This is a genomic window from uncultured Granulicatella sp., assembly GCF_963545075.1.
GTDB lineage: Bacteria > Bacillota > Bacilli > Lactobacillales > Aerococcaceae > Granulicatella.
Genome location: NZ_CAUUHX010000015.1, coordinates 18,642 through 32,374 on the forward strand (window position 1 = coordinate 18,642; position 13,733 = coordinate 32,374).

At 36.7% G+C, this 13,733-nt stretch carries 1 protein-coding gene; it reads right to left on the reverse strand.

Annotated elements, in window-relative coordinates; translation table 11 throughout:
• Window positions 1–71 precede the first annotated feature (71 nt).
• On the reverse strand, window positions 72–13,565 hold the full coding sequence (locus RWZ86_RS03545) for a YSIRK-type signal peptide-containing protein (RefSeq protein WP_314680056.1): 13,494 nt from the start codon (window positions 13,563–13,565) through the stop codon (window positions 72–74).
• Window positions 13,566–13,733 lie beyond the last annotated feature (168 nt).

The following is a 13,733-nucleotide window of genomic DNA, read 5'->3' on the forward strand; positions in this document are numbered from 1 at the left end:
CGGAGATACTATTTTCTATCCTTAATGATGAAGTTAAAAATTCATTAATAGACTTACTTTAATCAATCTGCTTAATTATTTTCCTCTTCTTCGTCTTCTTTCTTTCCAAAAACTACCAATCCTAAACCTGAAAGAATTGAAGCCGCTGCTGCAGAGAAGATACCTAGTCCATCTGCAGTACCAGTATTTGGCAAGATATTTTGGTTTGTATCTTGAGTTTGTTGTACTGGTTCACCTGTTGTTGATGGTGTTTCTTGAACTGGTGTTTGATTATCTTTCGTTGTTTCTGATTCATTACCAGCCTTCGGATTTTGTTCTAATTCACTTGTTGGTGTCTTACGCGCTGGCGTTGTTACATCAACTGGATTAGATGGTCTCTTATTCGGCTCTGTTACAATACCTTTTCCTGGTAAATCTCCTTTTGGAAGTTTATCATTTGGTACTTCACCTGAACCATTTTCTCCGATAATCACTTCAATTGGAGTGTTGTTATCACCTGGGATAAGAACTTTTGTTCCTGGTGGGTATGTTGACCCATCTGGTTTCTTAGGTGTTACTACTGCATCTCCATTTGGTTTTCTTGTGATTTCAATCGTAATAGGTTGTTCTGTTTGAGGTGTATTTGGATTTCTATCCACTTCTACCTTTGGAGTAAGTTTCGCTGGTGTTGTTACCACTGGAACTTCTTCAGTTGGTTTTCCTGGTTCTGTAATCTTAGCAGTTCCTGGAACTTTTCCATCTGGTAATTCACTATTTGGTACTTTACCTTTACCGTCTTCTCCAATTATTACAGTGATTGTGTTGCCATTCTTACCTGGAATTTTTACCTTCGTTCCTGGTGGGTATGTTGAACCGTCAGGTTTCTTAGGTGTTACAGTTACGTCCCCTGTGTTTGGATCTTGTTCTAACTCTACTGTTGGTGTCTTACGTGCTGGCGTTATTACATCAACTGGTTTAGATGGTCTCTTATTCGGTTCTGTTACTGTTCCTTTTCCTGGTAAATCTCCTTTTGGAAGTTTATCATTTGGAACTTCACCTGATCCATTATCTCCGATAATCACTTCGATTGGAGTATTATGATCACCTGGGATAACTACCTTCGTTCCTGGTGGATATGTTGTTCCATCTGGTTTCTTAGGTGTTACAACAGCGTCTCCATTTGGTTTTCTTGTTATTTCAATTTCACCTGGTTGTTCTGTTTGAGGTGCATTTGGATCTAGTTTTTTCGGTGTTTTCACGTTTACTTCTACTGTTGGTTTACCTGGTTCTGTAATCTTACCAATTCCTGGAACTTCACCATCTGGTAAGTCTTTATTAGGTACTTTACCTTTTCCGTCTTGTCCAATTGTTACAGTAATTGTGTGTCCATTCTTACCTGGAATTTCTACCTTCGTTCCTGGTGGGTATGTTGACCCATCTGGTTTCTTAGGTGTTACAGTTACGTCCCCTGTGTTTGGATTTTGTTCTAATTCTACTGTTGGTGTCTTACGTGCTGGTGTTGTTACGTCAACTGGATTAGATGGTCTCTTATTCGGTTCTGTTACTATTCCTTTTCCTGGTAAATCTCCTTTTGGAAGTTTGTCATTTGGTACTTCACCTGATCCATTATCTCCGATAATCACTTCAATTGGTGTGTTATGATCACCTGGGATAACTACCTTCGTTCCTGGTGGATATGTTGTTCCATCTGGTTTCTTAGGTGTTACAACAGCGTCTCCATTTGGTTTTCTTATTATTTCAATTTCACCTGGTTGTTCTGTTTGAGGTGCATTTGGATCTAATTTTTTCGGTGTTTTCACGTTTACTTCTACTGTTGGTTTTCCTGGTTCTGTAATCTTACCTGTTCCTGGAATATCAGCATCTGGTAATTCATTATTTGGTACTTTACCTTTACCGTCTTCTCCAATTGTTACAGTAATTGTGTTTCCATTCTTACCTGGAATTTCTACCTTAGTTCCTGGTGGGTATGTTGTTCCATCCGGTTTCTTAGGTGTTACTGTTACATCACCTGTATTTGGATCTTGTTCCAACTCTACTGTTGGTGTAAGTTTCGCTGGTGTTGTTACCACTGGAACTTCTACAGGATCTTTTCCTGGTTCTGTAATCTTAGCATTCCCTGGTACTTCACGATCTGGTAAGTCCTTATTCGGTACTTTTCCTTTTCCGTCTTGTCCAATTATTACAACAATCGGTGTTCCATTCTTACCTGGAATTTCTATCTTCGTTCCTGGTGGATAAATTGAACCATCTGGTTTCTTAGGTGTTACCGTTACATCACCTGAATCTGGATCTTGTTGTAACTCTACTGTTGGTGTCTTACGTGAAGGTGTTGTTACATCAACATTTTCATCAGGTTTTCCTGGCTCTAAAATTTTACCTGTTCCTGGAACATCTCCTTCTGGTAAATCTTTATTTGGCACTTTTCCTTTACCATCTTCTCCAATTGTTACGACAATTGTTGTTCCATTCTTACCTGGAATTTCTACCTTAGTTCCTGGTGGATAAATTGAACCATCTGGTTTCTTAGGTGTTACTGTTACATCACCTGTACTTGGATCTTGTTCCAACTCAACCGTTGGTGTCTTACGTGCTGGCGTTGTTACATCAACTGGGTTAGATGGTCTCTTATTCGGTTCTGTTACTGTTCCTTTTCCTGGTAAATCTCCTTTTGGAAGTTTATCATTTGGAACTTCACCTGATCCATTATCTCCGATAATCACTTCGATTGGAGTATTATGATCACCTGGGATAACTACCTTCGTTCCTGGTGGATATGTTGTTCCATCTGGCTTCTTAGGTGTTACTACAGCGTCTCCATTTGATTTTCTTGTTATTTCAATTTTACCTGGTTGTTCTGTTTGTGATGCATTTGGATCTAGTTTTTTCGGTGTTTTCACTTCTAATTCAACAGAAGGTTTACCTGGTGGTGTGATTTTACCTGTTCCTGGAATTTCTCCATCTGGTAAGTCTTTATTTGGAATAACTACTTTCCCATCTGGTCCTGTTGTTACCACAATTGGTACTCCATTCTTACCTGGAATTTCTACTGTTGTTCCTGGCGGATATGTTGTTCCATCTGGTTTCTTAGGTGTTACTGTCACATCTCCTGTATTTGGATCTTGATCTAATACTAACGCTGGTGTTAAACGAGCTGGTGTTTCTACAGTAACTTTTTCTGGAGTTTTACCTGTACCAGGCTCAGTGATTGTTCCTGGTCCTGAGATATTACCGTCTGGTAAGTCTTTATTTGGTACTTTACCTTTACCGCCTTCTCCGATTGTTACAACGATTGGCGTTCCATTTTTACCTGGAATTTCTACCTTCGTTCCTGATGGATATGTTGTTCCATCTGGTTTCTTAGGTGTTACTGTTACTTCCCCTGTATCTGGATCTTGTTGTAACTCTACTGTTGGTGTCTTACGTGCTGGTGTTTCAACAGTCACATTTTCAACAGGTTTATTCGGTTCTGTTATCTTAGCATTACCTGGAGTATTTCCATCTGGTAATTCACTATTAGGAACTGTTCCTTTACCATTTTGTCCAATTTCTACTCTAATTGGGTTTCCATCTTTACCTGGAATTTCCACTACTGTTCCTGGTGGATATGTTTCTCCACCTGGTTTCTTAGGTGTTACTGTTACATCACCAGTATTTGGATTTTGTTCCAACTCTACTGTTGGTGTCTTACGTGCTGGTGTTGTCACATTTACAGGTTGTGATGGTTTCTTATTCGTTTCTGTTACTGTTCCAGTTCCCGGTTTAGCATCTTTTGGTAGACGATCATTTGGAACTTCACCTGATCCGTCATTTCCAATTGTTACTTCGATAGTTGTTCCATCTTCACCTGGGATTTCAACCTTCGTTCCTGGTGGATATGTTCCTCCGCCTGGTTTCTTAGGTGTTACAATAGCATCTCCATTTTCCTTACGAGTAATTGCAATCTCTGTTGGAGCATCTGTTTCTGGTAAAGTTGGATCAATTCGTTTTGGTGTTTCCACTTTAACGTCTTCAGGATCTTTACCATTTTCTGTAATTTTACCTGTTCCTGGTGTTTTATCTTCCGGTAAATCATTGTTTGAAACTTTTCCTTTACCGCCTTCTTCTATTGTTACGACAATAGGTGTTCCATTCTTACCTGGAATTTCTACTTTAGTTCCTGGTGGATATGTTGTTCCATCTGGTTTCTTAGGCGTTACAGTAACATCTCCTGTTTTTGGATCTTGTTCTAATTCTACCGTTGATGGTTTACGCGCTGGTGTTGTTACATTTACAGGTTTTGATGGTTCTTTATTCGGCTCTGTTACTGTTCCTTCTCCAGTAATTTCCCCTTTTGGAAGTTTATCATTTGGAACTGTTCCTGAACCGTCATTTCCAATTGTAACTTCAATTAGAGTATTGTCATTTCCTGGAATTGTTACAGTTGTTCCTGGTGGATATGTTCCTCCACCTGGTTTCGTCGGTGTTACAATTGCATCACCATTTTCTTTACGAGTAATTCCTATAGTTGGAGTTTGAGTTGTAGGAACTTTTGGATCTGTTCCGTTTTTCTTCTCTTCATCATCTGGAATTCCATCGTTATCATCATCTGCATCTTCTTTATCCGGAGTTCCATCTCCATCTGTATCTCTCAGAATCGTTACTGGAACTTCGACCTTAATTTCCTCAGGTTCTTTTCCAGTTATTTCTTTTGTAACTTTAACAGGAATTTTAATTTGACGTTCTTCTTCATCTTTACCCCAATCATCTACTTTTGGAGTTCCTGTTAACTCACCTTTGCCGTTAACTGTCAAGCCATTAACTGGTTCTGGATTCTCTTGTGTAATTTTTGAACCTGGCTTATTCGATGTTACAACAGTGACTGGTGTGATAGCAGCTTTTTCTCTTACAGGTTCTGGTGGATTCACTGTGCCTATTAGTTTATCTGCTACTTTTGGATTTTTATCTTGTTCATCTGGGATACCATCGTTATCATCATCTAGATCCGTAGTATCTGGATCACCATCTCCATCTGTATCTCTTAATACATTTACAATAACATCTTTCGTAACTGGTGTATCACCTTCGTGCGTTACAGTTACTTTGATAGTTACATCACGATTATCTTCTATTCCATCCCAGTCTGTGATTTCTGGTGTACCTGTAACTTTCCCTTCACTATTCACTGTTAAACCATTTACTGTTGGTGCAGAAATTGTACTATTTGATTTATTTGGTGTTACGACTACTCCACTTGTGTACTTAGCTTTTTCTATTGCATTTGCTGGTGGTGTTATTGTGAAATCTAATGGTTGACCAACAGTTGCTGTAGATGGTTGACTTGTTAATTCTGTTGTCTTACTTGTCACTTTCGCAGTAACTTCCGAACCATCTTTTACTTTGTCCGCTGGAATTGTCACTTTACCATTTACATCAACAGATAATGTTGGATCTGAACTTGTCCATGTTCCATCTCCACCTTTTGTCAATGTTACTGTTTGTGGCGTGTTATCTTCACCTGTATATGTGATAGTTGTAGTTCCTTCTCCAGTTAATACTGGTGTAATTTCTACACTTCCGTTTTCTTTTGGTGAAATTGTTGGAGTTGAAGGTTTCACTTTAACAATTACATCAGTTGTTTCTTTTGAACCATCTTCATAAGTAATTGTCACCGGAATTGTATGTTTACTATCTGGAGTTACATTTGGTAGAGGAGATTTTTCTACTACACTCGTAATCTTCGCAGTTGTGAAATCTTTCGTTTCAGTTCCATCCGTTACACCTGTAACCCCTGTTGTTCCTGATAAATCACCTCTTGATAATGGTGAGTCTGCTTCTTTTTCAACATCTTTTTTAGTTACAGTATGAGATTGAGGCGTATATGTCGCATCATCAGAATCAACTGCAGAACCATTTGTTCCTTTAGTCGCTTTAGCTGTGACATTATTTCCAACTAACTCTTTAGGAATTTCTAGCGAACCATTATGGAATACTACTCCTTCTTTTGGAGTTTCAATTTCCCATCCAGTATCTTTCTTCACTAATGTTACAGTTCCATCTGTTAATGGAATTGTTACTTTATCTCCACCATTATCTGTGGATGGCGTTACTTTCACATTTCCGTTTTGCCATTGTGAAATAGTTGGAGCAGCTGGTTTTTCTTCTTTTACAACTACATGTACAGTTACTTGGTTTCCTGCTTTTCCTTGGCTATCAACTGGTTGAAGCGTTACAGCGTATACTCCTGCTGATGGATTTTCTGGAAGTCCTGAAAGAATATTAACTTTTCCTGTACCAAATGGTTTGTCCGTTGCGCGGTCATCTTCAGTATCAGATACCGTTACTAATTCTTTTAGTAACTCAGCTGTAAGTGATGTTCCTGCAGTGTAAACTTTAGGATTTTCTTGCGTTCCTTCAGTTGCATTTTTCAATGTTACTACTGGCGCATCATTTGTTACAGAAATTACTTTCCAATTTCCTGCTGGTGTTGCATCTTGTCCTGATTCAGGTTTGTAGTCTACTCGTAATCCTAAACCACTAGTATAGTTTGCTGTATTATCTCCTGAAGCAGTTTCTTCTTTAATAAGAAGTTTTTTATTATTATCTGATTCTTTTAGAGTAATGCTTACTTTGTTTTCAGCTTTATTCGTTTCATTCACGCTATTTGTAATAGCTTCTACAAAACCATTTGCATTCGTAACACCTGTTGGAGTTGTAGAATCTACTTTCCAATTTCCACCATTTTCATCACGAATAAGGACAATGCTATTCGTTGTAGTATCCGTATCTGCACTATTATGGAATCGTAATTCAACACGTTTCGCATCATGTGGCACTGTTATATCGATATGCTTGCTACCAGCAATCGTAGCAGAAGGTGAGTATTCACCCATTTTAACTACTTTTTCATCACTTCTAGTAGAAACTTCAGTGTCTCCAACTTTGTTGATTACTGTAATCGCTGTTGGTTGAGCTGTTTCTCCGTTTTTGTTTTCACTTTGACGAAGATTTACCCCATCTGGTAATGTCGCTGTCCAAGTATCTCCATTGATTGTTACTTGTCCTTTTTTGCTTGATAACACTGTATTGTCTTTATCATTTAAGTGTACTTCTACAACTCTATCATCTGAGTTGAATCCACCTAACGTACCACTAATTGTACGTGTTGTTGATGATACTGCATCCTGATTAAATGTTGGTTTTGGAGGTGCTACATGGAATGTTACATCTTTTTCAACGCTAGCAGGTGTATAAACTTTAGTAGTTTTTCCATCGATACTCTTTGTATAGAATCCTGCACCAGATGAGAATTTCACTAATGCTTTATAATCCGTTACTACACCTGGTTTATTAAACTCAGTAGTAGTTGTAATTTCAGCATTATTCTTACTCCATTTGAAGTTCATTCCTGCTGGGTAATATTTATCATCACCATTATTATTTTGACCATCGACTACTTTCACATAATTATGAGAGTCTTTACCATTATTTGCATTTGCAGCATCAACTAGTTTAGTTCCTAACTCAACTGTTTCTGGACTATTTCTAACTTCAACATCTACTACTTTATATTTATATTTATAAGTACCAGTGTTTCCTGTAGCGTCAGTAATCGTTACTTCTCCAACACGCTCTCCTAAATCAGCTGTTGATGTAGATGTGTTAGCTTCTTCTGTAATCTTAACATTTGTTCCACTTGTCCAAGAACCAGTTTTCTCAATACTTGTTCCATTTGGAAGTCCTGTTACGTTAATCTTATTAATATTGTTTCTATCATCTCTTACATTAAATGTCGGGTTAAATGTTGAACCTCTAAATACTACGAAATTTGCAGTAGTATTTTCATCTTTTGTTAACAACATTCCATCCATTGTTGCACTTGGTTCATTCGCATCTGCTTTTACAACAGGGATTTGAATTTCGTCTCTTGAATGGTCTGGATACTCGATAGTTGCACCAACATAGTGAGTACCGTCTGAATTTTGCTTAATAGCTCCTTCTTCCTTCATAGAAATCTTCAATCCAGTAGTTGTATTATCTATTTTCACAGGTCCACGAGTTGAATTAAAGGTAATATTTGATTTCAGTGCATCAAAATCTGACTGACTAATTTTCGCACTTGTAGCATTAACATCCACATTCACTGGTTGAGCTGAAACTTGTGGTTCATATTTTGTTGCTTGAGTTAGAACTTTGAAGACTACATTTGTAGGATGTTCAAGCGTATTTCTTATCTCATTAGTTGCAGCATCTCTTGCATACATACCACGAGTATATTCATCTGTATCAGCCCACGGTGTTGTACCTGATTTGTATTCACTGACTTTTCCTGTTACTAGGATATTTCTTGGAGCATCTACTTCTACATTATCCGTACGAGGTAATCCATTATGATTTAATCCTTGGAATCCTAATCCGTTAGATGTATTACCATTAGTTTCTCTAAATATAGCTTGTACTAATTTCCCGGAATTATCTGTTACAACACCAATATTAAGATCTGTCTCTTCCGTTGGAGTTACATAGACAACTTGTCTACCAGTAGCATCAACTACTTTTTCTTTTCCATCTGGAGCAAATGTAAATACCGGTGGTTCTTTATCTCCCGCTTTAGAATTAGCAGTTGTTGTATCACTATCTACACTGTCTGTTGTCACAGATTTAGCTGTTACTTCAGCTGCATCTTTAATAGCACGGTCTTTAATACTCACAACACCAGTCTCAGGATTAATTGTTACACCGTCTCCAGGTGAACCGCTTGTTAATGACCATCTATTTCCGTTTTTAGTAGCTGTCACTGTAATAGTAGAATCATTTGGATGTTTATAAGTAAAGTTTAATGTGTTAACATTTTCTTCACTTACCGGTGTTACTGTTACATCTCCATTTTCTAAAGGAGTAATTATTGGTGCTGTTGGTTTAACACGGAATGTTTGATCTCTTTCAATTGTAGCAGGTGTGTAAACTTTAACTTCCTTACCATCGATTGTTTTTGTATAGAAACCAGCTCCAGATTTAAACTTCACTTCTGGTTTATAATCTGACACGATTCCTGGTCTAGTTAATCTAGTTCCATCAGCAACTTCTGCAGTTCCCTTTTTCCATTTGAATGACATACCATCTGGATAATATTTATCATCCCCATCATTATTTGCTCCATCGACTACTTTTACGTAAGTATGAGAATCGCCTAATTGTGTATTTAACGGAACTGTTTTTGGTGTTTCTCTAATCGCAACATCCACGACTTTATATTTAAATTTATAAGTTTTCTCATTGTTTAGTGCATCTTTTACAACTACACTTGCTTCATGATCTCCTGGTGTAGCATTATTTGTTGCTGTAATAGTATCACCTACTACTTGAACATCAGCTCCATTTTTAGACCAATCTCCTGTTGCTGAGAAATTATTTCCACTTGGTAAACCTGAAACAGTTACGCTTTTCACATTGTTTTTATCGTCACTTACTCTTAATGTTGGGTTAAATGTTGAACCTTTAAATACTACAAATGAATAATCTGTTGCAGTTTCTGATAATTCTTTACCATTTATTGTTACTCTTGGTGCTGTTGTATCTGACTTAGTAACTGGAATTCTAACATCTTCCGTTGAGTGGTCTGGATATTCAATTCTTGCACTTACATAGTATGAACCATTTGCAGGATCTTTCTGAATTGCACCATTTTCATTCATCGTGATATTTAAACCAGCAGTTCTATTGTTAGCACCATTACTAATTTTCACATCGCCACGTTCTGAAGTGAAGGTAATGTTTGATTTAATAGCATCAAATTCTTTTGGAGTAACCGTTGCGCCTTGTGCAGTAATATCCTTATCAATCACTTGATTTCCAACGTGTGGATCATATTTCGTTGCTTGTGTTAAAACTTTCAATTTAACACGAGTCGGATTTGAAATACTTGCATCTTGATCTCTCATTTCCTTAAGCGCTGCATCTTTTGCCACAACAAAACGTGTAATTTCAACATCATCTGTCCAGTCTTTATTTCCATTACGTTCAGGAAGTTTACCTGAAACAATAATATCTCTTGGAGCATCGACATCCCCATTATTTGTTTTAACTACTTCGTTATAAGTGATACCTGAACCTAAACCTTTAATACCGAACACTGTATTAGACTTATCTGCGAATTTTACCTCAGATAATTTACCAGAGTTATCTGTTACTGTACCAATCTTCAAGTTTGTATCTTCTGTAGGAGTGATATATGCTACTTGCTCTTTTCCTGTTTCAACTCTTGTTTCTTTTCCATTAGGAGTAAACTTGAATTTAGGTGGCTCATTATCTCCTACTTTTGAATTTACTGTTGCTGGATCACTTTCCACATTGTCATTTGTTTTAGATGTAGCGGTAACTGGATCAGAATCTTTTATCGCTCTATCTTTGATTGTTACTTTCCCTGTAGTTCTATCAATCGTTACACCGTCAGCTGGAGCATTACTTAATGTCCATCCATTTCCTGTTTTTGTTGCTGTAACAATTTTTGGTGTGTTATTTGGATCTTTATATGTGAAATTGAATGTATTAACATTTTCTTCATTCACTGGCGTTACTGTAACATCCCCATTTGTTTCTGGCGTTACTGTTGGCGCAGTTGGTTTTACTTGGAACTCAATAGTTTTATATAAGAATGTTCTATTGATAATTTCATTATCTTTACCCGGAGTAGTATTAGTAACTTTTTCAACACCATTTGTTCCAGCGTATCCATCATGGAAATAAGCTGCTGCTTTAACAATTTGTTTACCAGGAGTATTAAGAGTAACTTTACTTGTTGTAGTTCCATTTGAGTCAATAAATCTAAACTTCATTCCACCAGCAAAGAATTGGTCTCCCACATTTGTTCCATCAGTTGTCGTAATGAAATCATGCGAATCTGTATAAGACGTTCCTTTAGCAGTTTTTACAACAAGCTTACCATCACTAACTGTTCCTTTTCCTTCTTTGAAGGCTAAGTCCACAACTTCAACATTAAATTTCACAGTTGAATTATTGCCTCTATCAACATTGTTTCCTTGGTCATCGGACACTTTGAACGTAACCGTTTGTTTTCCTAATGTTGCATCAGCAGCGACTTTCCCCGTAACATTTGTTGTTCCTGGGCGTGCCTCTGTGGCTCCTGTTTTTGAAAGAGTTGTTCCATTGTTAAAAGTAACACCCTTAGGTAATCCACTTTCATATTTTAAGTTTACTTTACCTTTTGGATCATTATCGTACATCGTCAATGGAACATTTAAAGTCGCCCCTCTATAAATACGAGTTGTAGGAGCATTCGTCTCATTACTTGTCAATACACTTACTTTGTTGTTATCTGTTGGATTTGTCATTTTAACCGTTGGTGCTTGGTTATCTGGTGCATCTGTTGGTGTAACACCATCACTTTTTTCAGAAGTTACAGTTCCGTTATTATTTACTGTTGTTACAGCTGTAATAGGTCTTCCTGGTAAAGCACCAGAAACTGTAATTCTTGCAGTAGTACCATTGGTTGTCCCTGTTCCGATTACATTATTGCCATCATATAAAGTAACTGTAGAACCGTTCTTAACTCCTGTACCAACATTTACCGTGATTGTTTGATTTGCTAATCCTTTTTTATGCACGACATCATTAGCTGTAATCGTTGGTTTAATCGGTTTAACATTTAATGTAACTGTACCGTCTGAACCTGAATTTGCTGCATCTGATTTTGAACCATCTTGGTAAGTAGCCACAGCAGTATATTTGAATACTCCAGCTTCAGCTGTACTTGGTTTAATATTATTTTTCCAACTCCAGCTCATTCCAGCAGGGAATTCTCCACCATTTTTAGGAGTAATATATTTAGCTGTTACTGGATTATCTGGATTTGGAAGTGTATCTCCCACTGTTTTGTTATGTGTGCTACCCTTAATCGGAGATAATTGTGCGTCAGTTTTTGTTGTTAAACGAGTACCTGTTGCCCCCATAATATATGATTGGTTAGTCGTTTCTCCTGACGTTACAGAAGCTGCAAATACTCGTCCATATTGATTCGCTTCTTCTAATGTTACATTATCTCTCAATTTAATCTTAGCATGCATATGAACAGCATAATCTGTACTTAATTGACCTAACTCTAAACCTAAATAGTATGAAGCTTTAGGATAGTTACCATTTTTATCTCTAACAATTTGATTTAATGTAGAGTCATCTTTGTTATTTTTAAATACTTCTCCTTTTTTTGCATCAGTATAAGCACCTGAATTAGGATCATAAAATGTTCTACTATCAGCATTAAAGATATTATATTTTTGATTCCAAGGGTCAGTAATTACTGCAGTATTACCATATCTCTCGAACCCTTCAAAGCCATTAGATAATCTTGTTCCATTAACATTTCTATAACGAGTAAAAGTTAAATCTCTTACCACGTTCTTAGGGTCCATAATATTAAACGGAGCTTGGAAATAGTAGTGTTGTTTTTTACTAAGTCCTGTCATTTTTCTTCCATCATTATTGAAGAAAACATCGTAAACAATCCACTTTCCTTCACTATCTTGTACATAAACAGCTTTAATTTCTGTTTTATTTAACGTTAATTCAGGTTCGTTATTTCTTGTATTACGTCCATTATTTCCTGCTGCTCTAGGGTCAACAGAAGCAAAATATTTAATATTGGCTAAAGCCCCTGAATTAATTGGGGCATCCGCTCTAAAAGTTACCCCTTCACCCATATTTTGACCATTACGTGAATCACGAGCACCTGAAGTTGCACGCAACTCTTCATTTACTAATGAATTACGAACTGTCTTTGCTTTTTCCAACAATGTTGTTAATTCTTGTGAACTTAGCGTAGGATTTTCTAATTGTTTTGAAATACTTTCTAGAATTTCTTCTGCTGCTGTTACGTTTGGTTTATCAGTTGTATTTTCCGATTTCTTCACATATTTTTGAAGATCCTCTTTTACTGTTTCAAGAGAATGTTTAATCTCTGTTTCAGTCTTAGGTGCTTCTGTTATGGCATCGGTTCCTGTTTTAGGAGTAATCATTTCACCTGTACTTGATTTCACTTTTGGAAAAGACTTCGCAATTGTAATAGCGCCATTCACTTTTCTCACTTGACTATCCACTTCATTTTGAGTAGTTGCATCATTTTGGTATACTTCTTTTGCTTTAGATAATACACCTTCATATTCCGACATACTTGTTCTTGAAACCTTTTTACGATTTACTTGATTTAATAATTCAGATAGATTATCAATCGCTTGTGATAAAGTACTCTTATCTACTTTAGGTATAGTAACATCATTCAATTGTTCTTTCGATGCCTTGTTTGTTTCTTCAGCAACTACATTTGTTTCAACTTTTTTAATTTCTGTAGCTACCACTGGTTGTGCATTTTCATTTGGCTTGCCCGTACCAACTTTTTCTTCCGGTTTAGTCGCATGAACTGCTGAATCTTGTCCTGATTCAACTTCCGCTTGAACCATTGAAGTATTTGCTAGAAAGAATGTTCCAAGCAATGCAGAGGTTACACCGAATGAAAATTTACGAATAGAGAACCTTTGCACTTGGTTCCACATATTTTCTTTTTTATTTTTTCTCATATCTTGCTCCTTTTTTCAATAGATTTTTTATCAATTATATAACACAATAATTATACCAAAAGTACTTTGAAAAGTATAATAATAACTGGGTTATTTCAATAAAATTTCACATAAACGTAAAGTTTCAAAGTAACTTCTAGTTAAGTATCAAAACTAGAAGTTAGTATG

Bases quoted from the DNA above. Each gene is read 5' to 3' on its own strand.
- RWZ86_RS03545 (WP_314680056.1), bottom strand. From the start codon at position 13,565: ATGAGAAAAAATAAAAAAGAAAATATGTGGAACCAAGTGCAAAGGTTC.